This is a genomic window from Sphingopyxis sp. (genome assembly GCF_041916015.1).
Taxonomy (GTDB): domain Bacteria; phylum Pseudomonadota; class Alphaproteobacteria; order Sphingomonadales; family Sphingomonadaceae; genus Sphingopyxis.
Genome location: NZ_JAYSAH010000108.1, coordinates 16,198 through 39,179, shown reverse-complemented (window position 1 = coordinate 39,179; position 22,982 = coordinate 16,198). Strand labels below are relative to the sequence as shown.

Sequence of the window (22,982 nt, the reverse complement as noted above, 5' to 3'; positions counted from 1 at the left end):
AAGGGGTGCGCTCTCAAGGCGCGATGGCGGGCAATCTGGACCGCGCCGCGAGCCCGGTCAAGCCACGAGAAAGGCCGCGATCGCCTCGCCGAGTTCGGGCCGCGTCACGCTCGACATATGGGTTCCGGGGATCGTCGCGAGTCGCGCGTCAGGCAGCGCCGAGACCAGTTCCCCGGCCGATCCATTGTCCTGATCCTGATCCCCGCAGACGACGAGCGTGGGCATCGTCAGCGCCGCGAGCATGTCGGGCGTCGTGTCGGTGAAGCTGTCGAGCAGCAGCCGCGCCGCGACCCGATCGATCTTCATCGTCTTCATGAACTGGATCGACATCCACGTGTCGTCGCCGCGCTTCGCACTTTCATAATCGGCGATGACGCGGCGGAAGAAGTCGCCGCGCTTCGCCCAGCCGGCAAGCCCCGCGAGCCCCATGCCGCCGAGGATCAGCCGCCGCGGCCTCAGGCCCCCGACGACCCCGCGCACGCTCGTCCGCGCGCCGAGCGAGAAGCCGCCAAGGTCGAAATCGGCCAGGCCGAGATGCGCGACCAGATCCTGCAGGTCGTGGACCAACACGTCGGGCGGATAATGCTCCGGCTCCTGCGGCGCCTCGCTCGCGCCGTGGACACGCAGGTCGGGCATGATGACGCGGTAGCCCGCCTCGGCGACGCGCGCCGCGGTGCCGAACTTGATCCAGTTGACCTCGGCATTCGAGAACAGGCCATGGAGAAGCAGGATCGGCGCCCCCTCGCCCATTTCGCGCCACGCCAGCCGCACGCCGTCGCGCGCGTCGAAAAATCGGGGTTCAACGGTCATCGTGCGGCTTTAGGCCCGACCTCGCCCGTGGGCAAGCCGACCGGCCGGTCAGCGCGCCCGCAACCCCTTCTGCTCCATCCGCCATTTCGCCAGTTCGATGCGGTCCTGCCCGAAGAAGGGTTCGCCGTCGAAGACCAATGTCGGCACGCCCCAGTGCCCCGCGAGTTCGAGCGCAAGCTGATTCGCGGCGATTTCGGTGTCGAGCGACTCGGCATCCCGAACCGCTTCGGCATCGAGCTCGGCGAGATCGAGCCCCGCACGCCGCGCCGCGCCGGCGAGATGATCGCCGAGATGCCAGTCCTGCGCGCCGCCCCAAATGAGCTGCCCGACCTCATGGGCGAAAGCGAGGCTCTTACCGCGCCGCGATGCCGCCTGGCCGAGCCGCGTCAGGCGATAAATATAGGGCTGCTCCTCGGCGATCGCGCGCGTCGCGACATTCTGGACGATCGGGTCGGGTCGCGGCGGACCGAAAGGGATGCCGTGGAACTGCGCGACGCGGATCATGTCGCGCATCGTATAGCTCAGCCAGTTCGGATGGTTGCGCTCGAAGAAATCGGGCTGGCGGATCGCGAGCGGATAGACCGGGCGCAGGTTGATGGTCAGATCGTGGCTCGCGGCGAGCGCCCGATAGCGACCGGTCGCCAGATAGGAATAGGGCGAGCGAAAGGACCAGAAGAGGTCGGCGGTCAGAGTCATGGCAGATATAGTGCCAAAAACCATCGCCCTTGCAAGCATCATGGCGGATTTTTTACACCATATCAGAGGTTTTCGCACCTGCAGTAAAGTTGCGATTGAATATAATAGCATCTGCTATTATATCGTCTGCCATGAACGAGACGATCGGCTTCCTGCTGAACGACAGTGCGCGGCTCTATCGCCGCGCCTTCAACGCGCGCACGAAGGACAGCGGGATTACCGCGCTGCAATGGCGGCTGATCACCTATTTGAAACGGCACGAGGGAATCCGTCAGGGACCGCTCGCCGAACTGATCGAGGTCGAACCGATCACCCTGTCGCGCATGGTCGACCGGCTCGTCGAGGCGGGGCTCGTCGAGCGGCGTGCCGACCCGACCGACCGCCGCGCCTGGCGGCTGTATCTGACAGCGCGCGCGACCGAACTACTGCTCTCGATACGCCACACCGCGGAGGTGCTGAACGACGAAGCCACCGAAGGGCTGACCGCTGCGGAACGCGACCAGCTCGCCGCGCTCGTCGAGCGCGTGCGTGCCAATCTCTCCCGCCGCGAATGCTTGAAAGAAGCCCTGTAATGGACCAGCTCTCCCCATCCCGCACCAAGGCCGAAGATGCACGGCCGAAGGCAATGCCCAAGGCCGATCCGGTGCCGGCGATCACGTCCACCGCATCCGATGCCGACGACAAGGCGCCGTCGTCATGGCACACGCGCGCGCTGATGTTCGGCCTGCCGCTGATCCTCGCCGCCGCGGGCGGCTGGTACTGGCTGACGAGCGGCGGATCGGTGTCGACCGACAATGCCTATGTCCAGATGGACAAGGTCTCGGTCGCAGCCGAGGTCGGCGGACTGATCACCGAAGTCGCGGTGCGCGAGGGGCAGCAAGTGCAGAAAGGCCAGTTGCTGTTCCGCATAGACGGGCGCCCCTATGCGCTGAGCGTCGCGCAGGCGAGCGCGGCGATCGACGCGGCTCAGGTCGATGTCGGCAATCTGTCGGCGAGCCTCGCCTCGACCGGCGTCGATATCAAGGCCGGACAGGAAGCGGTCGGTTTCGCCGAATCCAATTTCGCGCGGCAGGCGGCGCTGATGGAAAAGGGCTTCACGACCAGGGCCGCCTATGATGCGTCGAAGCACGCGGTCGAACAGGCGCGGGCCAGCCTCGCACAAGCGAAGGCGGACGCCGCCGAAGCGCGCGCCAAGCTCGCGACCGGCGCCGGCGGGATCAATCCGCAGGTCGAGGCGGCCAAGGTCCAGCGCGCGCAGGCCGAGGTCAATCTCGGCCGCACCGAAGTCCGCGCCCCGAGCGCCGGCCGCGTCGCCGAATCGGATCGCCTCCAGCTCGGCCAGATGATGGTCCAGGGGCTGCCCGCGGTGACACTTGTCGATACCGCGCATCCGTGGGTCGATGCCAATTTCAAGGAAACCGACCTTGCGCATATGTGCGTCGGCCAGCGCGCCGAGATGCGCTTCGACGCCTATCCCGGCCTCGTCGTGCGCGGCCATGTCCAGACGATCGGCGCGGGCACGGGCAGCGAGTTTTCGGTGCTCCCGGCACAGAATGCGACCGGCAACTGGGTCAAGGTGACGCAGCGCGTTCCCGTCCGTATCGCCTTCGACGAAGTCGCGAAACGCCCGATGATCGCCGGCCTGTCGACCGACGTCACCGTCTATACCAGCGACGGCTGCAAGTAGGACGCCGCCAATGGCGAGCCGCGCCCTTCCCCGCCGCGCCGCGCCCGCGGCGACGGTCGTCAACGAGGAGCGTCCGCTCTATGAGCAGGTGCGCTATCGCGGCCTCTTGACCGTCGCGGTCATGGGCGCCTCGGTGATGCAGATCCTCGACACGACGATTGCCAACGTCGCCATTCCGCACATGCAGTCGAGCCTCGGCGCGACGAGCGAAACGGTGAACTGGGTGCTCACCAGCTATATCATCGCCTCGGCGGTCGCGATGCCGATCACCGGCTGGCTCGCCGACCGCGTCGGTCGGCGCGCGCTGTTCCTGGGTTCGGTGATCGGTTTTATCATCGCCTCGATGGCGTGCGGCGCGGCGCAGAATCTGGAAGAAATGGTCCTCTTCCGTTTCCTGCAGGGGATCAGCGCCGCCTTCATCGGCCCCCTGTCGCAGTCGGTGATGCTCGACATCAACCCGCCCGAAAAACATGCGCGCGCGATGTCGATCTGGGGGATGGGGATCATGGTCGGGCCGATTCTCGGGCCGATCCTGGGCGGCTGGCTCACCGAGTCGGTCAATTGGCGCTGGGTCTTCTACGTCAACCTGCCCGTCGGTGCGATCACGCTCGCGCTGATGTGGGCGCTGCTTCCCGCGACGGGGCGCAAGGATCGCAAGTTCGACCTGTTCGGCTTTTCGATGCTCGCGCTTGGCCTCGCCTCGCTCCAGCTGATGCTCGATCGCGGCGCGCAGAAGGACTGGTTCGACAGCGTGGAAATCTGGATCGAGACCGGGGTCGCGATCTCGTGCCTGTGGATGTTCGTCATCCACCTCGCCACCGCGAGCAACACGATGTTCGACCGCCGAATGCTTGCCGACCGCAATCTTGTGATGGGGTTCGGCTTCATGGCGGTGATCGGCGTCGTCATGTTTTCCTCGATGGCGCTGCTGCCGCCGATGCTCCAGCGCCTGTTCGGTTGGCCGGTGATCGATACCGGCTGGGTCCTCGCCGTGCGCGGCATCGGCATTTTCTTCAGCATGTCGATCGCCGGGCGCCTGCTCGGCAAGGTCGATGCGCGGTGGATGGTGGGGAGCGGCCTGCTGATCGCCGCGCTGTCGCTGTGGCAGATGAGCCAATGGTCGCTGATGATGGGCATGGGACCGGTGATCCTCAGCGGCCTCGTTCAAGGCCTTGGCATGGGGCTCGTCTTCATTCCGCTCAACACCATGGCCTTCGCGACGCTGGGGCCGGCGTGGCGCACCGACGGCGCGAGCCTGCTCAACCTGTTCCGCAGCGTCGGCGCCTCGGTCGGCATTTCGGTCGTCACGACCTTGCTCGGCTCGAACACGCAGATCAGCCACGAGGACCTTGTGGCGCATATCACCAGCGGCTCGGTCCCGATGATCGACCCTTCGACCTCCGACCGGCTGGGCCAGCTCGGCGGCAGCGTGATGGCGGTGGTCAATGTCGAGATCAACCGGCAGGCGGCGATGGTCGCCTATATCGACAATTTCTGGGCGATGATGTGGGTGACGCTGGCGTCGGTCCCGCTCGTGATACTGCTGCGTCCGCCCAAGGCCGGCGGCCCGCAGGCCTCCGCCGCCGACATGGGGCACTAAGGGGACCATCGACCCGCGGAACTGGTGATGGAAACCATGGTTCGCCAAGACGGTGACGCGAACAGGCGCGCCGCGTCTGTCGCACATGAAGCACGGCCCACAGCACCGAATCCCCTTGCCCGCCCCTTTTCCATCCTTACAGTGCGGCGCACGAATATTACCTGACGATGAGGATCGCCTTGCCATGTCCCGTAAAGATTTCCGCGCGCCGCTGGCGTTGGTCCTGCTGATGATTGCGCCCGCAACTGCGCACGCGGCCGACTCCGCCGCGGCCGTCGCCACCCCGGCGGCGAAGCTCGCCTACCCCGCGACCGAGCGCGGCACCACGGTCGATCCGCAGTTCGGCGTCGATGTCGCCGACCCCTATCGCTGGCTCGAGGACGATGTCCGCGTCAATCCGAAGGTCGCCGCCTGGGTCGCCGACCAGAACAAGGTCACCGACGCCTATCTCGCGACGCTGCCCGGCCGCGAAGCGTTCAGGAAGCGGATGACCGAACTCTATAATTACGAGCGCTTCGGCCTGCCGCGCAAAGCCGGCACGCGCTATTTCTACACGCGCAACGACGGGCTGCAGCCGCAGTCGGTGCTGTTCGTCCGCGACGGGCTGACGGGCGAAGGCCGCGAACTGATCGATCCCAATGCGTGGGCCAAGGACGGCGCGACGGCGCGACGGCGCTCGGCGAGTGGGAACCGTCGGAGGACGGCAAGTATCTTCTCTATTCGGTGCAGGACGGCGGCACCGACTGGCGCATCGTCCGGGTCAAGGACGTCGCGACCGGCAAGGATACGGGCGACGAGATCCGCTGGGTCAAATTCTCCGGCCTCGCCTGGGCGAAAGATGGCAGCGGCTTTTTCTATTCGCGCTTCCCCGAACCGAAGGAAGGCCAAGCCTTCCAGTCGCTCAACGAAAATCACGCGGTCTACTTCCACAAGCTCGGCACCCCGCAGAGCGCCGACACGCTGATCCATGCGACCCCCGACCGGCCAAAGCTCAACCACAGCGCGCTCGTCACCGACGACGGCCGCTATGTGCTCGTCGTCTTGTCGGAGGGAACCGACGAGCGCTTCGGCCTGACCCTCTATCCGGTCAAGGGCGGCAAGCCGGTCGCGCTCGTTTCGGACTATGCGAACAATTGGGAATATGTCGCGAACGAGGGTACGCGCTTCACCTTCCTCACCAACAAGGACGCGCCGCGCGCGCGCCTTGTCGCGCTCGACATTCGCAAACCCGGCGAGCTGACCGAACTCGTCGCGGAGAAGGAGGCGACGCTGGTCGGCGCCTCGCGCGTCGGGAACCGCATCATCCTCTCCTACCTCGGCGACGCGAAGTCGGAGGCCGAGATGATCGGGCTCGACGGCAAGCCGATCTCGGCGATCCATCTCGCCGACATCGGATCGGCGACGGGTTTCGGCGGCAATCCGAAGGACCCCGAAACCTTCTACAGCTTCTCGAGCTACGCGACGCCGACGACGATCTATCGCCTCGACACGGTGACCGGAAAGAGCGAGGTCTTCGCGGCGCCGAAGCTGACCTTCGATCCGAAACAATATTCGGTCGAACAGCGCTTCTACACATCGAAGGACGGCACCGAGGTGCCGATGTTCATCGTGATGAAGAAGGGCCTCGACCGCTCGAAGGGCTCACCGACCCTGCTCTATGGCTATGGCGGTTTCAACGTGTCGATGACGCCGGGCTTCTCACCGACCAAGCTCGCGTGGATGGAGGCCGGCGGCGTGTTCGCGGTCGCCAACCTGCGCGGCGGCGGCGAATATGGCAAGGCGTGGCACGACGGCGGGCGGCTCGACAAGAAGCAGAATGTGTTCGACGATTTCATCGCCGCGGGCGACTATCTGATCGCGCAAGGGATCACCGGCAAGGGCCAGCTCGCGATCGAGGGCGGATCGAACGGCGGCCTGCTCGTCGGCGCGGTCACCAACCAGCGTCCCGACCTGTTCGCCGCCGCGCTGCCCGCGGTCGGCGTGATGGACATGCTGCGCTTCGACCGCTTCACCGCCGGGCGCTATTGGGTCGATGATTATGGCTATCCGTCGAAGGAAGCCGATTTCAAGAATCTGCTCGCCTACTCGCCCTATCACAATATCAAGGGCGGCAAGGCCTATCCGGCGATCCTCGTCACCACCGCCGACACCGACGACCGCGTCGTGCCGGGGCACAGCTTCAAATATGCCGCCGAGCTGCAGCATGAGGATATTGGGCCGAGGCCGCATCTGATCCGGATCGAGACGCGCGCTGGCCATGGATCGGGCAAGCCGACCGACAAGATCATCGCCGAAGCGGCCGACAAATATGCGTTCGCCGCCAAATGGACCGGCCTCAGCGTCGAATAGGCCGCTGGTTCGCCGTCGCCGCGGTCGCACTCCTCTGCGGCGCGGCGGCGGTCCGGTCGATCCTGCCCGACGGCAGGGCAGCTCGGATCGAGCGGATCGCCGATTGCCACGGCCCGGCCGCGCTTCCGCCCACCCAAACGTTCGGCGACGGTCGCGAGGCGATGCGGCTGCGCGTGTTGCTGTGGAATGTCGAGGGCTTGCCCTGGCCGGTCCGCAGCGGGCGCGGGCCGAAGCTCGCAGCGATCGCCGACTGGATCGCGGCACGGCGCAAGGCCGGCCTCGGCCCCGACATATTGATCCTGCACAAGGCTTTCATACCCGCGGCTTCGCGCATCCCGGTCGCCGCGGGTTTCGACACCATCGTTCCCGGCCCCGCGCTCGACGCGAAACGGCGCTTGCCCGCCACCGATCCGCCGCCGGGCTATGCCGAAAGCGCGCATTGGTGGAAGGGCGAGGGGCTCGGCAAATGGCTCGACGGCGGCCTGTACGTCGCGACCGATCTGCCCGTCGTTGCCACAAGGGATGAAGCCTTCGGCCGTAGTAGCTGCGCGGGTTACGATTGCCTGTCGAACAAGGGTGCCGAGCGGGTTGCACTCCAGCTCCCCGGCGCACCCGAACTGCTCTATATCTTCAACACCCACCGCAATTCGCGCGAGCCCGCCAGGGTCGGGATCGAACGCGCCGAGACGGCACACGCGCTCCAGACGCAAGAGAATGACGCCTTCCTCGCCGATCTTCCTCGGGCGACCGCGATGATCGCGGCAGGCGATTTCAACAATTACCGGAGCGGGGACCGGACCGGGCGCTTCGCAAGCGACCCCGCCTTCCGCCTTGCAGGAAAAGGCGCAGATTTCGCCGCCCGCCCAGCCGCGATGACCGACGCCGCGGCGTGGAGAGAGGCCTATGATCTCCTCGGTTATCGCAGCGGCACCGCGCTCCGCGTCGAGCCGCTATCGGTCGCAACGCTGTTCGACGGGAAAAATGGCCCTCGCCTTTCGGACCATGACGCCCAATATATCGTCTTTCGCATCAGCTGGCGCGGTGACGCCAGGCCGATGCCGGCCGTTTCACCGCCTTGCCCGAACAGGAAATAGCATGTCCCATGCCCTCGCCTTCTCCGCCACCGATCCTGCCGAACGCTGGGCCGAGGCCGCCGACGCCGCCGCGGCGCTCGTCGCGGGCGAGCCCGACGGGATCGCGAACATGGCGAATGTCGCGGCGCTGATCTGGCAGGCGATTCCCGACCTCAACTGGGCGGGCTTCTATCGCTTCGATGGTCGCGAGCTCGTGCTTGGCCCATTTCAGGGCAAGGCGGCGTGCATCCGCATTCCGCTCGACAAGGGCGTATGCGGCGCCGCCGCGCGGCTGCGCGCGACGCAGCGGGTCGAGGATGTCCACGCCTTCGCCGGCCACATCGCCTGCGACGCCGACAGCCGCAGCGAACTGGTCGTGCCGATCGTCGCCGAAGACCGGCTGGTCGGCGTGCTCGACCTCGACAGCCCCTCGCCCGCGCGCTTCACCGCCGATGATCAGGCGGGTGCCGAAGCCCTCGTCGCGCGCATCGCCGCGGCGCTCGCGCCCTGACCTCTATTGGCCTGACCCATATTGGGACGACAATCTCAGGGTTAACGGATTCGCGAGACTCGCCCCGATTTGCTAACAAGCTGTTAACCAATCGCTAGTCGCCGCGTTCCACGCGGCCCGGCGGCCAGGGTAACAGGGAGTGTGCTATGCGGACGATTTTGCTTCTGGGTGCGGCTGCGGGGGTGCTGCTGCTCTCCGGTCACGCGAACAGCGCCGAACCCGCCGCATCGGCGCCGAAGCTCGACTATGGCGCGCCCGCCACACCCGACGCGCGCGTCTACACCGGATACCCCGACCGCGTACCGAGCGAGGTCGACTATCGCGAAGTGAACGGCACCTATGATGCCGAAGGGCGCTGGACCGGTACCTGGAACGGCACCTATGAGGCACCCGATGGCCGCCGCTACGACGGCAGCTACGAAGGGACGGTCGAGGGCCGTCCGGGCGCGGACTATCCGCCGCCGCCCGAATATGATCGTCATTATCAGGGTTACGGTCCGCGCGATGCGGATATGGCGCGGCGCTGTGGCCGGGGGGGCACGGCGACCGGAGCGGTTGTCGGGAGCGTCGTGGGCGGCGTCGTCGGCAACCGCGTCGCCGGCCATGGCGACCGCACCGCCGGCACGCTGATCGGCGGCGGGGTCGGCGCGCTCGCCGGCGCCGCGATCGGCAGCGAGGCCGACCGCAAGAAATGCGACGAATGGTGGGCCGGCCGCGGCCGCTATCATCATGGCGGCGGTTATTATCAGGGCGGCTATGCCCAAAGCTATTATGGCTCGGGCTATGGTTATTATACGCCGGGCGTCGTCGTCACGACGATCATCAGCGGGCCGCCGGTCGTGACCGAGCGGGTCGAAACAACGACGCGCACCTATTACGAGAATGTGCCGGTGCGGAAACGCTATGCGGCGAAGAAGAAGTGGAAGCCCCGGCCCAAGCCGCGCTGCGGCTGCTGATACCCGGATAGGTCTGGTCGCCTTTATCTGGTCCCCGAAGGCCCGCCATTACCGCAATGGCGGGCCTTTCGATTCGCCGCGCCCTGCAACCGGTTCAGCGCCGCGAAAGCATGGTTCATCTATCAGCGCATCATTGCGGGCCGGACCATCCTTGGCCCCGCGGGTGGGAGTCCCCCTCGATGTCTAAAGTCACCGGACGTAAAGTCACAGGCCTCGCCACCGCGACGGCGATCCTTCTCTCCTCGCTCGCTGCCGCGCCCGCCGAAGCGCGCGGGCGTTATGGCCATGGCGGCTGGGGCTATCGCGACCGCGACCATATCAGCGCGGGCGAAGTCGTCGGCGGCCTGCTGATCCTCGGCACGATCGCGGCGGTGGTCGGCGCCGCAAGCAAGGACTCCGACCGGAACCGGGCCGAGCGGCGCGACCGCGACTACCCCTATGAGCCCCCCTACCGCGAGCCGCGCCAGGATGCGCCGAACTATGAACCGCGCGCTGCTGACGAGGCCCAATCCTATGGCAAGGGCACCGCCGAGCAGCCCTATGGCAAAGGCGAGGCCGAAGCGCGCGCGTCCGACGCCTGCAGCTGGGCGGTCGAGGGCGAATTGGGCGACGATGCCCGCGTCGACAGCATCACCGGAACCGAGCCGAACAACGGCGGCTGGTACGTCACCGGCACCGCCTCGCGTCTCGGCGGCGAAGTACGGAGCTTCGGCTGCAGCTATCGAAACGGTCGCGTCACCGACGTACAGTTTAATTAGCACCGCGCAGCCGTTCGCAAATCTTTGCCGAATCGAGCGGTCGAGGGCGCGCGAGGACATGAACGCCGGTTCCGATCCTGGAGGCCGTCCGGCCTGTCTCGAAACATATTGTGCGCGGCGCAGGACAATGCGGGCTGGTGGCAGCAAGGAGCGAGCGGCATAACAATCCTGCCTTCTCGAACCGGAGCGCCGCCATGCCCCTGCAGACCGTCAATCGCCAATGGCTGCTGGCCCGGCGCCCCGAGGGACAGGTACGTGCCGGCGATTTCAAACGGCATGATGCGCCGATACCCGCTGCTGATCTGGCCGCAGGTGAAATTCTCGTCCGCAACCTGATGTTCGGCTTCGACCCTGCCCAGCGCGGCTGGATGGACGATGTTGCGAGCTATATGCCCCCCATCGCGATCGACGAGCCGGTGCGCGGCAGCGCCGTGGCGCGCGTCGTCGCCTCGGCGAACCCTGCCTATCCCGAAGGCGCGATGGTGCGCGGACTGTTCGGCTGGCAGGATTATGCCGTCGCGGCGCGGTCGAACGAAGCCGCACCGGTCCAGATAGCGCAGGGTGTAGCGCCCGAGCAGGCGCTGGGCGTGTTCGGCGCGGCCAGCCTCACCGCTTATGTCGGAATGCTCGATGTCGGGCGGCTCGGCGCGGGTGATTGCGTGCTGGTTTCGGGCGCGGCGGGTGCGGTCGGATCGATCGCGGTGCAGATCGCGCGGTTGCGCGGCGCGCGCGTGATCGGGATCGCCGGCGGGCCCGAAAAATGCCGCTGGCTGACCGAAGATTATGGCGCCGACGCCGCCATCGACTATCGCAGCGAGGATGTCCGGTCGCGACTCGGGGCTCTCGCCCCTGACGGGATCAATCTGTTCTTCGACAATGTCGGCGGCAGCACGCTCGAGGCGGGGATTTCGCATATCGCCCGCTTCGGCCGTATTGTCCTGTGCGGTGCAATCGCGAGCTATAATGACGCGCATCCCGCACCCGGCCCACGCAACCTGATGCGACTGGTTTCGCAGCGGGCAGAGATGCGCGGCTTCATCCTGCTCGACCATCTGGACCGGATACCCACGGCAATGGCCGATCTCCGCCAATGGGTCCAAAGCGGCGAGGTTCGCTATCGCGTCGATATCCAGCGGAGTTTCGAGGCGGTGCCGCAAACCTTCCTCCGCCTGTTCAGCGGTGCCAGTCAGGGCAAGCAATTGCTGCGGATCGACGGGGCAGAATAGCCGTGTCATTCGCGTTGCTGGTTCCCTCCCGGGATTCGGCTGGGGCGGCATCGAGGTGAGTTATAGCATCGGCGGGCCCAGAAGGCAGGATGAGCGCGTTGGGGTACACCGCCTTTGTTAGCTGAACGCCAGCAGAACCAAGGCTGAACCCCAGATAAGCGGAGGGTTCAGCACCACGTCACCGCCGACTCTCTAAAAGGTTTCCAACAGGCCGCAACGGGTGCCGCCTGCGCTTTTTAGGAGACCGAACCATGGCTATGAACAAGGTCGGCAAGGCCGCAATTGGCGCGGCCACCGTTGGAGCGATGCTGGCAAGCGCCGTTCCCGCCAACGCGCGCGACCGCTACGACCGCGACGGAATCAGCGCGGGCGAGGTCATCGCCGGCGCCGTCGTACTCGGCGGTCTGGCCGCGATCCTGTCGGCCGACAACGATCGCTACGACGGTCGGTACAATGACCGCTATCGTGGCCGCTACGACAACGACCCGCGCTATGGCTATGGTTATGACTATAGCCGCTATGGCAACAGCCGCGGCGCGGTCAGCCAGTGCGTGAACGCCGTCGAGCGAGGCACCAGCCGCTATGGCCGCACCGACGTCACGCAGGTGACGAGCATCGACCGCAAGCGCGACGGCTATCGCGTCAAGGGCCGCGTCGTCGTCCGCGACGGTTATGGCGGCCGCTGGGGTCGCGGCGGCTATTACGACAAGGGCAAATTCAGCTGCGACATCCGCTATGGCCGCGTCGTCGATATCGACTATTCCGGCCTTCGCTAGGAAGATATCCTGCCCTCCCCTTCGGGGGAGGGCTTTTCTTTGGGCGCGCGCCATCGCATGAAGCGACATGCTTCGACACGCTCTCGCAGCCGTGCTGCTCCTCGCCGCGCCCTCGGTCGCCAGCGCCAGCGACGACATCCCCGCCGCCGATCCGGCACGGCTCAAGGCGCTCGTCGAAAAGCTCGTCTCGTTCGGCACCCGCCATACGCTGTCGTCGTCGACCGACCCCAAGCGCGGCATCGGCGCCGCCCGCAACTGGGGCGCCGCCGAGTTCGCCCGCCTGTCGAAGGCCTGCGGCGGCTGCCTGACCGTCGAGCGGATCAGTGACCGCTTCGAGGGACCTCGCGCGCCGGACGGCGTGACCGTCGAAGATGTGCTGGCGATCCAGAAGGGCAGCGACCCCGACCGCGTCATCATGATCGCCGGCCATATCGACAGCCGCGTGACCGACGTGATGAACGTCACTGCCGACGCGCCGGGTGCCAACGACGACGGGTCGGGCACCGCGCTGGTGCTCGAGGCGGCGCGGCTGCTCTCGCAGCACCGGCATCGCGCGACGATCGTCTATGCCCTGCTGTCGGGCGAGGAGCAGGGTCTCTGGGGCGGCAAGCTGCTCGCGGCCCATGCCAAGGACAAGGGGTGGCAGGTCATCGCGATGCTCAATAACGACATCGTCGGCAACACGCGCGGCACCGACGGCACGATCGTCGACAATCGCGTCCGCGTGTTCAGCGAAGGCATCCGCATGTCGGAGGATCTCGCGGCGCAGTTCGCACGGCGCGGGATCGGGGGCGAAGATGACGGCCCGTCACGCGCGCTCGCCAAGGCGGCAATCCGCGCCGCCGAGCGCAGCCCGGCGATCGGGCTCGAGGTACTCGCCGTCCGCCGTCCCGACCGTTTTCGCCGTGGCGGCGACCATCTCCCCTCGCTCGAACTCGGCTATCCCGCGATCCGCTTTACGGTAGGGATCGAGAATTACGATCGGCAGCATCAGGATCTCAGGACCGAGGATGGCCGCGCCTATGGCGACACGGTCGATGCGATGGATTTTCCCTATCTCGCGCGCGTCACCGCGCTCAATGCCGCGCTCGTCGGCGAACTCGCCGATGCACCGCCCCCGCCCGCAAAGGTCGGGATCGAGGGCGCGCTGAGTTCGGATACGATGGTCCGCTGGACACCGGTCGGCGGCGCGGCCGGTTACCGCGTCTATTGGCGCCGCGCCGACCACAACGACTGGTCCGATTCGCGTCTCGTTCCGGCGACGGCAGGAGCCGAACTGCTGCTGCCCGGCGTCGTGGTCGATGATAATTTCTTCGGTGTTTCAGCTATTTCTGCCGATGGGAGCGAGAGCATCGTGACGTTCGGCGGGTTGCCGCTCCCCAATAATTGATAAAGGCGGCAAACGAAAATTTACCTTCATGCGTTATGTGGGCGATGGGACCAAAATAACCGCCTGGCGTGGGTGACAGGCGGAACGAATGCGGTCGCCCATGTCAAATCCCGAGGCTTTTGCCTCACCCACCCCTGCCGAAAAGCGTCAGCCGCGCCAGTCGCGGCTGGTCAAGGCCGCGCTTGCCTGCCAGCGGCTCGGCCAGTTCGACGTGACGATCCGCAACGTCTCCGAAACCGGTATCGGCGGGCTGGGTCCCCACATTCTGCAGATCGGCGAACGCATGACGGTGCTGCTCCCCGGCCATGACGCGATGACCGGAACCGTGCGCTGGGTCGCAGGCAAGCGCTTCGGGATCGAAACCGACAAGTCCGTCGAAACCGCGCGCCTGCGCGTCGCGCATGGCGATGATCTTCGTACCGCCGACAGCGTCGCCGACTTTCAGATCGTCCCCGCCCCGAAACTCGACACCTGGCGCCCCGGCCTGACGCGCGCGACCAGCCTGCCGGGTCACTATGGACGCAAGCGATAGCGGCGACCGGCCCGTCGAACCGCGATCAGCGAAAGAAGCAGTTGTCGCCCGCGAACAGCGCGTCGATCTTCGCCGCCTCGCCCGGCTCCGCGAACATGCCGCCGATGGCATGATCGCCGGTGCCGATGCTGAATTCCTCACCCAGCGTGCTGTTCTCGACGTCCATGATCGACACCGATTGCTTCGCTTGTGCGCGCGTCGTGCCGACCCCGATCCCACTCGGCGTCGAATATTCGGACGCACCGGGCTCGTTGCCGAGAAACCAGCCGACGAACTTGCCGTCCTGAAAGTTCAGCGTCATCGCGTCGAAGCGCGTGAATTCCATCGTCCCCGCGCCGCATTCCTCATTGCTGCTGCGGTCGTCAGCCTTGCCGGCGACGCGCGCGAGCGCGTCTTCGGCCTGCGCACGGGGTGCGCCGAAGGCCAGCAGGCTGGCCTTGCCGCCGGCCTTGTCGATGAAACGCAGCCCCTCGCCGTCGAGGCTGATCGCGGTCGTCGCGGCAGCCGGGCCGTCTACCTTGGCCTCGGGCATCGGCGGCGCGGTCGGAACGGCAGTGTCGTCGGCGGTCTTGTCCGCCGCCGGCTTGCACGCCGCGAGCGATGCCAGAAGAAGGAAGGTCATCGCGGTCCGCATCGTTCAGCTCCTGCTTCGAAACGTCAAGGGCAGCACCAGTATGGCACCGAGCGCCGCGAAGGCCATATACTTCTGGGCATCCCAGATGTCGCCATGCTGTCCGTTATAGCGGTCGGCGGTCTCGCCCGCCGCGACGATCGTCAGCAGCCACTCGAAAATCTCGTAAAAGCATTCGCCCCGCCGGTCCCGCCTATTTCATCAGCGCTGCGATGAATTCATCCGGAGGAGGGCTCTCCGCCCATTGCGCGACCCCCTCGGGCAGCTCGATCCAATCCTGCTTGTAGGCAGTGTAGATATGCGCCTTGCAATCGAGCGCCGCGGTCTCGTCGAGCGTGCCCGCGCGCAGAACCGCGATCCCCAGCCGCCGCGTATTCGTGTTGTAGATGCGCGTGTGGCACGTCGCGCATATCCGCTGGGTCGAGGTGCGATCTTCGGTCGTCTTTTCATAGACGGTGAGCGGCCCCTCGACCGTCAGCGCTGCCTCGGGCACCAGCGCCTGCAGGCTGAAGACGCTGCCGCTCCAGCGCTGGCATTGGTGGCAGTGGCACGCATAGACAGGCAGCTGCGCTTCGGTCTCGACCTCATATCGAACCGCGCCGCACCGGCAGCCGCCTGTCAGGATCATGACCCATCATCCCTTCTTGAGGTGCCGCCGGCCAAGCAACTCGGCGATCTGCACCGCGTTCAGCGCCGCGCCCTTGCGGAGGTTATCCGAAACGCACCAGAAGGCGAGGCCGTTGTCGACCGTGCTGTCGTCGCGGACGCGGCTGACGAAGGTCGCATAGTCGCCGACGCATTCGACCGGGGTGACGTATCCGCCGTCCTCGCGCTTGTCGACGAGCATCACGCCCGGTGCCTCGCGCAGGATATCCTGCGCCTGCTCGGCCGACAGTTCCTTTTCCATCTCGATGTGCACGGCTTCCGAATGGCCGACGAAAACGGGGACGCGGACGCAGGTCGCGATGACCTTGATCTTGGGGTCGAGAATCTTCTTGGTCTCGACGACCATCTTCCATTCCTCCTTGGTCGAGCCGTCGTCGAGGAACTTGTCGATGTGCGGGATCACGTTGAACGCGATCTGCTTGGTGAATTTGGTGATGTCCTTCTCGTCGCCGACGAAGATCTGGCGCGTCTGGTTCCACAACTCGTCCATGCCTGCCTTGCCCGCGCCCGACACCGACTGATAGGTCGAGACGACGACGCGCTTCACCGTCGCGGCGTCATGCAGCGGCTTCAGCGCGACGACCATCTGCGCCGTCGAGCAGTTGGGGTTCGCGATGATATTCTTCTTCGTATAGCCGTCGATCGCCTCCGGGTTCACCTCGGGCACGATCAGCGGCACGTCGGGGTCCATGCGATAGAGCGACGAATTGTCGATCACGACGCAGCCCGCCGCCGCAGCCTTCGGCGCATGGATCGCGGTCGCGTCGCTGCCGATCGCGAAGATCGCCATGTCCCAGCCGGACCAGTCGAAATTCTCGATATTCTGGCATTTGACGGTCTTGCCGGTATCGCCGATCTCGATCTCGTCGCCCTGGCTGCGCGACGAAGCGACCGCCGCCAGTTCGTCGATCGGGAATTCGCGCTCGGCCAGGATGGCGAGCACTTCGCGCCCGACATTACCCGTCGCGCCGGCGACAACGATACGATAACCCATTGACTCACTCCTGCGTAAGAACTTCGTTGAAACGATAATCAGACTTTCCAGCGGAAATGGCCGGTCAGCGGATGGGCGAACAGCGCATCCTCCTCGCGGGTACCGCCGCCGATATTGTGGATGACCAGCGGGACGCCGGTCGTATTCTTCCGGTCCGAAACGATGCCGGTGTGCGGCAGGCGCCCGCCGACCATCTGGGTGAAGATGTCGCCCGGCCGCCAGTCGGCTGCATTGTCGGTCACTGGAGCCGCCGCCTTCTGCCGCCGCCAGAAAGCCGCGAGATTGGGAACGCGGCGGTGGTCGATATTGCGGTCGGGGCGGCCCAGCCCCCAATTTTTCGGATAGGCGCCGAAATTGGCGCGCATGTCGGCGTTGACAAGCCCCTGCAGGTCGAGCGCCAGCGCATCGCGATAGGCGCGGATCACGACGTCGGTGCAGACGCCCTTGACGCGATCGACATCGCCGTTCGGAAAGGCGAGTACCGTATAGGCGGGGTCATAGCGCAGCGTGACGCCGACCTGCCTGCGCGCCGCCGCAACGAGGCGCTGGGCGTTGGTCGCGGCCGTCGCTTGCCCTGCGAAGCCAAACGCAAGCGCCGCGCCGATGAAGGCGCGCCGTGTCGGCTGGAAAGGCAGGGACGGCTGGATCAATTTCGCGTTGCCCAAATGAAAACGACCGGCTCTGCCTGTTGGCGGAACCGGTCGTTTTGGAAAGCTGTTTCGGCTTTATGAAGGAGAAGCTCTCCTTAGCCTTCGCCGGCTTCCGACCGGTAATCGCGGCGCTCCGCAATACGTGCCGATTTACCAGTGCGCCCACGCAGATAGTAAAGCTTCGCACGACGGACAGCGCCCTTGCGGACGACGGTAATCGAATCGATGTTGGGCGAGTACAGCGGGAAGACGCGCTCGACACCCTCGCCGAACGACATTTTGCGCACGGTGAAGTTGGAGCCCATGCCCTTGTTCGAGCGCGCGATGCACACGCCTTCGAAATTCTGGACGCGGGTGCGTTCGCCTTCGACCACCTTCACGCCGACCTTCAGCGTGTCGCCGGGACGGAATTCGGGGATCGTCTTGCCGGCCTTGGCAATTTCTTCGGCTTCGATCGTCTGGATGAGGTTCATGTCCTCTAGTCCTTTTCTTTTCGCCGCGCGCCAGAGGCAGGCCCAACCCGAGCACCCTCATGGCGCTCCCAAAGGTCCGGCCTGCGTAACCGTGTCTGTTCCTCCGCCTGTCGTTTCCGCCAGGCGGCGATCTTCGCATGATCCCCCGATCGCAGCACTTCGGGGATCGTGCGCCCTTCCCATGTGACGGGCCGGGTATAGTGCGGATATTCGAGCAAACCGTTTTCGAACGATTCGTCGTCCCCGCTAGAAGCCGCGCCCATTACGCCGGGAAGCAGCCGAATGCAAGCGTCGAGCAGCAACAATGCCCCCATCTCGCCGCCCGACAGGATGATGTCGCCCATCGACACTTCCTCGATCGGCCGCGCGTCGAAGATACGCTCGTCGAATCCCTCGAACCGGCCGCAGAGGATGATCGCCCCCGGACCTTCCGAAAGCTGCCGCACGCGCGCCTGCGTGATAGGGGCACCGCGCGGCGTCATAGCAAGCACGGGCAAGCCTGGATGTGCCACAACTGCATGATCGATCGCCGCAGCGAGAACGTCCGCCTTCAGCACCATCCCCGCCCCGCCGCCCGCGGGCGTATCGTCGACGGTGCGGTGCCTATCGGTCGCGAAATCGCGGATCTGCACCGGCGCGCAGTGCCAGGTCCCGCTTTCGAGCGCTCGCCCCGCCATGCTGTGCCCCAGCGGGCCGGGGAACATGTCGGGGTAGAGCGTCAGGGGAACGGCAGTGAAGGTCATTTACGGGTCAAAGCCTTGTTCATCTTCCACGCTATGACGGTGCCCAAGACGGTGAAGGGCAAAGCATATATCAAAGACTGGACGAATATTTTCGCGAACTCGCGATCGGGCATGTCTCCGCGCGTCATCGCCGAAATAACTAGAACGGCAAAACACGCATAGGCGCCAGCGGTCAATGCCGCTGCAAGAACTACGGCAGGCCAAGGCCGTCTGCCCAATCGCAAGGCAATAAGTCCGACCGCGAAACCCAGTCCGGTGAAAATGACATAAATGATAGCGAGCGAGTACCACATCACCGTCGATCATCCACTTTACTGGTTACCAGCCCACTCATAACGGCGGCTCCCATAGCGCGTCGGGAAGCAGGTGGCGATCCTTGCCGATCTCGGCGTGCAGCCATTCGCGGAAGCGCTCGATCTTGCGCACCCCGACGCGGTTGTCGCGGTGGACGAGCCACATACCCGACGAGGCCGAGACATAAAGCGTGTCGAAGGGCTGGACCATGCGGCCGCTCGCGAGTTCGGCCTGCCAGTAGAGCGGGGTCATCATCGCGACGCCGAAGCCCGCCTGCACCGCGCTCGCTTCCTGAAGCTGGCTGTCGAGTTCGATCCCGCGCCGCGACGGCGCGGGCGGCGTTTCGACCCCCGCGAGAGCGAACCAGTCGGCCCACCAGCTGTCGTTCGGCGCGAGCCGCTGGACGCGCAACAGGTCGGCGGGCTCGCGAATGTCGTGCTGGGCGATGAAGGCGGGCGAAGCGATCGGCGCGAGATACTGGCGCATCAGGAAGTCGCTGCGCAGCCCCGGCCACACGCCGCGGCCGATGCGGATCGCGACATCGACGTTCGAGGCATCGAAATCGACCAGCTCGTTGCTCATCGCCATCCGCACCGCGAGCTCGGGATATTGGAGCTGGAAGCTGCCGATCCGCGCGCTGAGCCAGGTGCCCCCGAAGCTCGTCGCGGCGTTGATCGTCAGCACATCAGCCTCGTCGCTGCCGAGCGCGGCAAAGGCGTCGCCCATGGTGGCAAAGGCGTTGCTGATCGCGGGAAGCAAGCGCTGCCCCGTTTCGGAGAGCCGCACGCGCCCCTTTTCGCGCACGAACAGCGGACGGCCGAGCCGGTCTTCCAATTGGCGGATTTGATAGCTTACCGCCGCCTGCGTCAGCCCCAGCTCTTCGGCGGCACGCGAGAAATTCTGCAGGCGTCCTGCTGCCTCGAAGGTGCGTATGGCGGCGAGAGGCGGGAGCCTGGGCATACAACATATATAAGCCTGACTTATATCATTCCACAAAGCTTTTGTTGGCCTTTCCGCCCCCCCGGCGCGCATTTGAGGAGCACCCCAAGAAAGGAGAAAAGCGATGATGGATGAACATTTCATGCGCGGCTGGACGCACGGTCACGAACGCCTGAGCGCGGATCTCGACCGCGGGCTCAAATGGCTGCGCGGCAAGGCCGATCAATTCGCCGATGCAGTGGTCCCCAGCCATGCGTCGGGCCAGGATGTCTATTTCGTGCCCGAGAGTCGGACAATGCCCGTTCGCGCGGCGAAGCGTCGCTGAGCCGCGCCCGCGCCTGCCGCCCTTTCCGGTGGTCCCTCGCCGGCGCCGGGCCGGCAGGCGCCTCTATTCGATGAAGGCCGCGTCGATGGTCACGCTATCGGCGGTCCATAGCGGCACCGCGCGCTGAGTCATCGGCACCATGAAGCGCGCGGGCTTCTTGCCGGCTTCGGCCGGCTTCTCGACCTCGAGGATATCGCCCGCGCCGAAATTTTCGACTGCGGCCACATGACCGACCACCGTGCCGTCGGTTGACACGCACGGCAAGCCGATCAGGTCATGGTGATAATATTCGCCCTCGGCGAGCGGCGGCAGCGCCGAGCGCGGAACGGTCAGCACGGTGCCGCGCAACGCCTCGGCGGCGCTGCGATCGGTGACTTCGGCAAAGCTCGCGACCGCCCCCTGGTTCGCGGGGCGGACCGATTTCAGGGTCAGCTTGCGCCCGCCCGCATCGAAAACGGAAAAGGCGCGGAGAGCCTCCGCGCCTTCGCCGAACAGTTTCAGCCGCACCTCGCCCCGCACCCCGTGCGCGCCGGCAATGGCGGCGAGAGTGATGGGGCGGTTTGCGTCGGCCAAGGCTTAGCCTTCGGCCTTTTCTTCGCCGGCCGCTTCAGCAGCGGCTTCGGTCGCAGCTTCCTCGGCAGGCGCCTCTTCGGTCACCGGGCCGCCTTCGGCGACTTCCTCGGCGATCGCGACGGCGTCGTCGGCGGTGGCGTCCGCCGGAACTTCGTCGGCAACCGCTTCGGCAACGGCTTCCGCCGCGACGGCCTCAGCAGGCGCTTCTTCGGCCGGAGCAGCGGCAGCAGCGGCAGCGGCCTCTTCGGCTTCAGCGATCTTCGCGGCCTTCTCCTCGGCGCGCTCCTTGGCCTTCTCGCCCGGCTCGGCCTTCTTGGGGTTGTTGCGCGCGGCGCGTTCCTTGATGCCCGCCGCGTCGAGGAAGCGAGCGACACGATCGGTCGGCTGCGCGCCGACGCTCAGCCAGTGCGCGGCGCGCTCGGCGTCGAGCTTCACGCGCTCCGGGTTATCCTTGGCGAGCAGCGGGTTGTAGCTGCCGAGACGCTCGATGAAGCGGCCGTCGCGCGGGCTACGCGAATCGGCAACGACGATCTTGTAATAGGGGCGCTTTTTCGAACCGCCGCGCGAAAGGCGAATGGAGGTAGCCATGATATTTTCCTTCAGTGTTTAACGTTTAGAATTCAGTCGAGTTATTTCTTCTTATTCATCAAATTGGCGAGTTCGGGTGGGATCGCCCCGCCGCCGAGCCCCGGCAGCCCGCCGAGGCCGCCGCCACTCATCCCGCCGCCGCCCATTCCGGGAATGCCGCCGCCCTTGCCGAACAGCGCGCCGAGCCCTTTCAGGCCGCCCATCTTGCGAATCTTCTTCATCGCAGTGGACATTTCCTGGTGCATCTTGAGCACCCGGTTGACCTGCTGCACCGTCGTTCCCGAACCGTTCGCGATACGGATCTTGCGCTTCGCGGTCAGGATTTCGGGCTTCGCGCGTTCCTTCGGGGTCATCGAACTCATGATTGCATCGAAATGGACGAGCATCTTGTCGTCGGCGCCGCTGTCGGCCATCGCCGCCTGCGCCTTTTTGAGGCCGGGGATCATGCCGGCGAGCGCCCCAATGCCGCCCATGCGGCGCATCTGGTTCAATTGCGTGCGAAGATCGTCGAGGTCGAATTGACCCTTCGCCATCTTCTTCGCCATCGCCTCGGCCTCTTCGGCCTGGATCGTCTCGGCGGCGCGTTCGACGAGGCTGACGACGTCGCCCATGCCGAGGATGCGGCCCGCGATGCGCGAGGGCTGAAAGAGTTCGAGCCCGTCGAGCTTTTCGCCGGTGCCCGCGAATTTGATCGGCTTGCCGGTGACGGCGCGCATGCTGAGCGCCGCGCCGCCGCGCGCGTCGCCGTCCATACGCGTGAGCACGACGCCGGTCAGCGGCACTTGATCAGTGAAGCGCTGCGCGACCTGCACCGCGTCCTGCCCGGTGAGGCTGTCGACGACGAGCAAGGTTTCGGCCGGGTTCGCCGTGCGCGACACCGCCTGCATCTCGTCCATCAGCTGCTGATCGACATGGAGACGGCCCGCGGTGTCGAGCATGAGGACGTCGAAGCCTTGCAGCTTCGCCGCCTGCAGCGCGCGCTGCGCGATCTCGACCGGCTGCTGACCCGCGACGATCGGCAGAGTCGCGACGTCGATCTGGCTGCCGAGCACGGCAAGCTGTTCCTGCGCGGCGGGGCGATTGACGTCGAGCGACGCCATCAGCACCTTCTTGCGCTCCTTGTCCTTCAGCCGCTTCGCGATCTTCGCGGTCGTCGTCGTCTTGCCCGAACCCTGAAGGCCGACCATCATGATCACCGCAGGCGGCGTGACATTGAGGTCCAGCTCGGCGGTCTCCGACCCGAGCATTTCGGTCAGCGCGTCGCTGACGATCTTGACCACCTGCTGGCCCGGGGTGACCGAGCGCAGGACGTTCTGGCCGATCGCGAGTTCGGTGACCTGATCGACGAAGCTGCGCACGACGGGGAGCGCAACGTCGGCTTCGAGAAGGGCGATTCGCACCTCGCGCATCGCCGCGCGCACGTCGGCCTCGGTCAGCGCGCCGCGGCCGCGAAGCTTTCCGAAAACATCGCCAAGCCGATTGCTCAGACTGTCGAACATGCGCCTTTTCAACCCTTCTGACGACCGCAACGCAAAACACGCCGGTGAGCGAAACCTCGCCAACCAGCGGTATCCGTGGACAGGTTTTCCGTCGCGGATGTCGTATCTGCCCGGACGCAATATGCTTCCGGACGCGGCGCCTTTACGCAAAACGCCGCAAAAAGGCAAGCCGGGCCTCGCACGCCATTTAACGCAAATTTCACCGCTCGCCGCCCATAAGCGCGGTGATGGTGGGGATTAATC

Annotated in this window: 25 protein-coding genes and 3 pseudogenes; 14 read left to right on the top strand and 14 right to left on the bottom strand. The window is 65.8% G+C overall.

Features of this window, described 5'->3' with window-relative positions:
* Nucleotides 1-57: 57 nt before the first annotated feature.
* Together ACE3SL_RS15535 and ACE3SL_RS15530 are read right to left on the bottom strand one after the other, a co-directional pair.
* Entirely contained in the window at nucleotides 58-810 is a 753-nt protein-coding gene (locus ACE3SL_RS15535) for an alpha/beta fold hydrolase (RefSeq protein ID WP_374526628.1), read from the bottom strand.
* 48 nt (nucleotides 811-858) lie between these two features.
* The gene (locus ACE3SL_RS15530) at nucleotides 859-1,506 is read right to left on the bottom strand and encodes a 2-hydroxychromene-2-carboxylate isomerase (protein ID WP_374526627.1); all 648 of its coding nucleotides are present in this window, start codon (nucleotides 1,504-1,506) and stop codon (nucleotides 859-861) included.
* Between the two features lie 131 nt (nucleotides 1,507-1,637).
* Between ACE3SL_RS15530 and ACE3SL_RS15525 the strand changes: the two genes are divergently transcribed.
* The 12 genes and pseudogenes from ACE3SL_RS15525 (at nucleotide 1,638) to ACE3SL_RS15470 (ending at nucleotide 14,364) form a co-directional block, all read left to right on the top strand.
* The gene (locus ACE3SL_RS15525) at nucleotides 1,638-2,078 is read left to right on the top strand and encodes a MarR family winged helix-turn-helix transcriptional regulator (protein ID WP_374526625.1); all 441 of its coding nucleotides are present in this window, start codon (nucleotides 1,638-1,640) and stop codon (nucleotides 2,076-2,078) included.
* A complete protein-coding gene (locus tag ACE3SL_RS15520) occupies nucleotides 2,078-3,193 on the top strand; it encodes an HlyD family secretion protein (RefSeq protein ID WP_374526624.1) in 1,116 nt (371 codons plus the stop codon). Before ACE3SL_RS15525 ends, ACE3SL_RS15520 begins: the two co-directional genes overlap by 1 nt.
* Nucleotides 3,194-3,203: 10 nt before the next feature.
* Nucleotides 3,204-4,793: a DHA2 family efflux MFS transporter permease subunit gene (locus tag ACE3SL_RS15515; protein ID WP_374526623.1), complete on the top strand. Its 1,590-nt coding sequence runs from the start codon at nucleotides 3,204-3,206 to the stop codon at nucleotides 4,791-4,793.
* Between the two features lie 229 nt (nucleotides 4,794-5,022).
* A pseudogene (locus tag ACE3SL_RS15510) lies at nucleotides 5,023-7,142 on the top strand (prolyl oligopeptidase family protein).
* Nucleotides 7,118-8,236: a hypothetical protein gene (locus tag ACE3SL_RS15505; protein ID WP_374526622.1), complete on the top strand. Its 1,119-nt coding sequence runs from the start codon at nucleotides 7,118-7,120 to the stop codon at nucleotides 8,234-8,236. The pseudogene ACE3SL_RS15510 and the gene ACE3SL_RS15505 overlap by 25 nt, the downstream one beginning before the upstream one ends.
* Before the next feature lies 1 nt (nucleotide 8,237).
* Nucleotides 8,238-8,726, top strand: coding sequence for a GAF domain-containing protein (locus ACE3SL_RS15500; protein ID WP_374526621.1), 489 nt, complete (start codon nucleotides 8,238-8,240; stop codon nucleotides 8,724-8,726).
* A gap of 146 nt (nucleotides 8,727-8,872) precedes the next feature.
* On the top strand, nucleotides 8,873-9,682 hold the full coding sequence (locus ACE3SL_RS15495; RefSeq protein WP_374526620.1) for a glycine zipper domain-containing protein: 810 nt from the start codon (nucleotides 8,873-8,875) through the stop codon (nucleotides 9,680-9,682).
* 179 nt (nucleotides 9,683-9,861) lie between these two features.
* Nucleotides 9,862-10,440 (top strand): hypothetical protein, encoded by a 579-nt coding sequence (locus tag ACE3SL_RS15490; RefSeq protein WP_374526619.1) that lies wholly within the window; start codon nucleotides 9,862-9,864, stop codon nucleotides 10,438-10,440.
* 194 nt (nucleotides 10,441-10,634) lie between these two features.
* The gene (locus ACE3SL_RS15485) at nucleotides 10,635-11,666 is read left to right on the top strand and encodes an NADP-dependent oxidoreductase (RefSeq protein ID WP_374526617.1); all 1,032 of its coding nucleotides are present in this window, start codon (nucleotides 10,635-10,637) and stop codon (nucleotides 11,664-11,666) included.
* Nucleotides 11,667-11,917: 251 nt separating this feature from the next.
* Nucleotides 11,918-12,442 (top strand): hypothetical protein, encoded by a 525-nt coding sequence (locus tag ACE3SL_RS15480; RefSeq protein ID WP_374526616.1) that lies wholly within the window; start codon nucleotides 11,918-11,920, stop codon nucleotides 12,440-12,442.
* A gap of 67 nt (nucleotides 12,443-12,509) precedes the next feature.
* Nucleotides 12,510-13,832 carry a M28 family peptidase gene (locus ACE3SL_RS15475; protein WP_374526615.1) on the top strand — a complete coding sequence of 441 codons (1,323 nt, stop codon included), beginning with the start codon at nucleotides 12,510-12,512 and terminating at the stop codon, nucleotides 13,830-13,832.
* 100 nt (nucleotides 13,833-13,932) lie between these two features.
* Nucleotides 13,933-14,364, top strand: coding sequence for a PilZ domain-containing protein (locus tag ACE3SL_RS15470; protein ID WP_374526614.1), 432 nt, complete (start codon nucleotides 13,933-13,935; stop codon nucleotides 14,362-14,364).
* 25 nt (nucleotides 14,365-14,389) lie between these two features.
* On the opposite strand, the gene ACE3SL_RS15465 is transcribed toward ACE3SL_RS15470, so the two are convergent.
* From ACE3SL_RS15465 to ACE3SL_RS15425, 9 genes and pseudogenes are all read right to left on the bottom strand, one after another.
* A complete protein-coding gene (locus ACE3SL_RS15465; RefSeq protein ID WP_374526613.1) occupies nucleotides 14,390-14,998 on the bottom strand; it encodes a hypothetical protein in 609 nt (202 codons plus the stop codon).
* Nucleotides 14,999-15,001: 3 nt separating this feature from the next.
* Nucleotides 15,002-15,163, bottom strand: a pseudogene (locus ACE3SL_RS15460) (DUF2238 domain-containing protein); the annotation flags it as partial.
* A gap of 25 nt (nucleotides 15,164-15,188) precedes the next feature.
* A complete protein-coding gene (locus ACE3SL_RS15455; RefSeq protein WP_374526612.1) occupies nucleotides 15,189-15,623 on the bottom strand; it encodes a GFA family protein in 435 nt (144 codons plus the stop codon).
* A gap of 6 nt (nucleotides 15,624-15,629) precedes the next feature.
* Nucleotides 15,630-16,655 (bottom strand): aspartate-semialdehyde dehydrogenase, encoded by a 1,026-nt coding sequence (locus tag ACE3SL_RS15450; RefSeq protein ID WP_374526611.1) that lies wholly within the window; start codon nucleotides 16,653-16,655, stop codon nucleotides 15,630-15,632.
* Between the two features lie 38 nt (nucleotides 16,656-16,693).
* Nucleotides 16,694-17,305 carry a DUF1287 domain-containing protein gene (locus ACE3SL_RS15445; protein WP_374526610.1) on the bottom strand — a complete coding sequence of 204 codons (612 nt, stop codon included), beginning with the start codon at nucleotides 17,303-17,305 and terminating at the stop codon, nucleotides 16,694-16,696.
* Nucleotides 17,306-17,400: 95 nt separating this feature from the next.
* Entirely contained in the window at nucleotides 17,401-17,778 is a 378-nt protein-coding gene (rplS, locus tag ACE3SL_RS15440) for a 50S ribosomal protein L19 (protein WP_058455038.1), read from the bottom strand.
* Nucleotides 17,779-17,783: 5 nt separating this feature from the next.
* Entirely contained in the window at nucleotides 17,784-18,521 is a 738-nt protein-coding gene (gene trmD / locus ACE3SL_RS15435) for a tRNA (guanosine(37)-N1)-methyltransferase TrmD (protein ID WP_374526608.1), read from the bottom strand.
* Nucleotides 18,518-18,814, bottom strand: a complete 297-nt coding sequence (locus ACE3SL_RS15430; RefSeq protein WP_374526607.1) for a hypothetical protein — start codon at nucleotides 18,812-18,814, stop codon at nucleotides 18,518-18,520. Before ACE3SL_RS15430 ends, trmD begins: the two co-directional genes overlap by 4 nt.
* Before the next feature lie 37 nt (nucleotides 18,815-18,851).
* Nucleotides 18,852-19,775, bottom strand: coding sequence for a LysR substrate-binding domain-containing protein (locus tag ACE3SL_RS15425; protein ID WP_374526606.1), 924 nt, complete (start codon nucleotides 19,773-19,775; stop codon nucleotides 18,852-18,854).
* A gap of 103 nt (nucleotides 19,776-19,878) precedes the next feature.
* Here ACE3SL_RS15425 and ACE3SL_RS15420 point away from each other — a divergent pair, with 103 nt between their 5' ends.
* Nucleotides 19,879-20,079 carry a hypothetical protein gene (locus ACE3SL_RS15420; protein WP_374526605.1) on the top strand — a complete coding sequence of 67 codons (201 nt, stop codon included), beginning with the start codon at nucleotides 19,879-19,881 and terminating at the stop codon, nucleotides 20,077-20,079.
* A gap of 63 nt (nucleotides 20,080-20,142) precedes the next feature.
* Here the strand turns inward: ACE3SL_RS15420 and rimM are convergent, their stop codons facing one another.
* The 3 genes and pseudogenes from rimM to ffh form a co-directional block, all read right to left on the bottom strand.
* Nucleotides 20,143-20,652: a ribosome maturation factor RimM gene (gene rimM, locus ACE3SL_RS15415; RefSeq protein WP_374526604.1), complete on the bottom strand. Its 510-nt coding sequence runs from the start codon at nucleotides 20,650-20,652 to the stop codon at nucleotides 20,143-20,145.
* Between the two features lie 126 nt (nucleotides 20,653-20,778).
* Nucleotides 20,779-21,240, bottom strand: a pseudogene (gene rpsP, locus ACE3SL_RS15410) (30S ribosomal protein S16); the annotation flags it as partial.
* A 41-nt stretch (nucleotides 21,241-21,281) separates the two neighbouring features.
* Nucleotides 21,282-22,739 (bottom strand): signal recognition particle protein, encoded by a 1,458-nt coding sequence (gene ffh, locus ACE3SL_RS15405; RefSeq protein WP_374526603.1) that lies wholly within the window; start codon nucleotides 22,737-22,739, stop codon nucleotides 21,282-21,284.
* Between ffh and ACE3SL_RS15400 the strand changes: the two genes are divergently transcribed.
* Nucleotides 22,738-22,980 (top strand): hypothetical protein, encoded by a 243-nt coding sequence (locus ACE3SL_RS15400; RefSeq protein WP_374526602.1) that lies wholly within the window; start codon nucleotides 22,738-22,740, stop codon nucleotides 22,978-22,980. The two genes, ffh and ACE3SL_RS15400, sit on opposite strands and share 2 nt — an antisense overlap.
* Nucleotides 22,981-22,982 lie beyond the last annotated feature (2 nt).

Bases quoted from the DNA above. Each gene is read 5' to 3' on its own strand.
- ACE3SL_RS15535 (WP_374526628.1), bottom strand. From the start codon at position 810: ATGACCGTTGAACCCCGATTTTTCGACGCGCGCGACGGCGTGCGGCTG.
- ACE3SL_RS15530 (WP_374526627.1), bottom strand. From the start codon at position 1,506: ATGACTCTGACCGCCGACCTCTTCTGGTCCTTTCGCTCGCCCTATTCC.
- ACE3SL_RS15525 (WP_374526625.1), top strand. From the start codon at position 1,638: ATGAACGAGACGATCGGCTTCCTGCTGAACGACAGTGCGCGGCTCTAT.
- ACE3SL_RS15520 (WP_374526624.1), top strand. From the start codon at position 2,078: ATGGACCAGCTCTCCCCATCCCGCACCAAGGCCGAAGATGCACGGCCG.
- ACE3SL_RS15515 (WP_374526623.1), top strand. From the start codon at position 3,204: ATGGCGAGCCGCGCCCTTCCCCGCCGCGCCGCGCCCGCGGCGACGGTC.
- ACE3SL_RS15505 (WP_374526622.1), top strand. From the start codon at position 7,118: ATGGACCGGCCTCAGCGTCGAATAGGCCGCTGGTTCGCCGTCGCCGCG.
- ACE3SL_RS15500 (WP_374526621.1), top strand. From the start codon at position 8,238: ATGTCCCATGCCCTCGCCTTCTCCGCCACCGATCCTGCCGAACGCTGG.
- ACE3SL_RS15495 (WP_374526620.1), top strand. From the start codon at position 8,873: ATGCGGACGATTTTGCTTCTGGGTGCGGCTGCGGGGGTGCTGCTGCTC.
- ACE3SL_RS15490 (WP_374526619.1), top strand. From the start codon at position 9,862: ATGTCTAAAGTCACCGGACGTAAAGTCACAGGCCTCGCCACCGCGACG.
- ACE3SL_RS15485 (WP_374526617.1), top strand. From the start codon at position 10,635: ATGCCCCTGCAGACCGTCAATCGCCAATGGCTGCTGGCCCGGCGCCCC.
- ACE3SL_RS15480 (WP_374526616.1), top strand. From the start codon at position 11,918: ATGGCTATGAACAAGGTCGGCAAGGCCGCAATTGGCGCGGCCACCGTT.
- ACE3SL_RS15475 (WP_374526615.1), top strand. From the start codon at position 12,510: ATGCTTCGACACGCTCTCGCAGCCGTGCTGCTCCTCGCCGCGCCCTCG.
- ACE3SL_RS15470 (WP_374526614.1), top strand. From the start codon at position 13,933: ATGTCAAATCCCGAGGCTTTTGCCTCACCCACCCCTGCCGAAAAGCGT.
- ACE3SL_RS15465 (WP_374526613.1), bottom strand. From the start codon at position 14,998: ATGCGGACCGCGATGACCTTCCTTCTTCTGGCATCGCTCGCGGCGTGC.
- ACE3SL_RS15455 (WP_374526612.1), bottom strand. From the start codon at position 15,623: ATGATCCTGACAGGCGGCTGCCGGTGCGGCGCGGTTCGATATGAGGTC.
- ACE3SL_RS15450 (WP_374526611.1), bottom strand. From the start codon at position 16,655: ATGGGTTATCGTATCGTTGTCGCCGGCGCGACGGGTAATGTCGGGCGC.
- rplS (WP_058455038.1), bottom strand. From the start codon at position 17,778: ATGAACCTCATCCAGACGATCGAAGCCGAAGAAATTGCCAAGGCCGGC.
- trmD (WP_374526608.1), bottom strand. From the start codon at position 18,521: ATGACCTTCACTGCCGTTCCCCTGACGCTCTACCCCGACATGTTCCCC.
- ACE3SL_RS15430 (WP_374526607.1), bottom strand. From the start codon at position 18,814: ATGTGGTACTCGCTCGCTATCATTTATGTCATTTTCACCGGACTGGGT.
- ACE3SL_RS15425 (WP_374526606.1), bottom strand. From the start codon at position 19,775: ATGCCCAGGCTCCCGCCTCTCGCCGCCATACGCACCTTCGAGGCAGCA.
- ACE3SL_RS15420 (WP_374526605.1), top strand. From the start codon at position 19,879: ATGATGGATGAACATTTCATGCGCGGCTGGACGCACGGTCACGAACGC.
- ACE3SL_RS15400 (WP_374526602.1), top strand. From the start codon at position 22,738: ATGCGCCTTTTCAACCCTTCTGACGACCGCAACGCAAAACACGCCGGT.
- ffh (WP_374526603.1), bottom strand. From the start codon at position 22,739: ATGTTCGACAGTCTGAGCAATCGGCTTGGCGATGTTTTCGGAAAGCTT.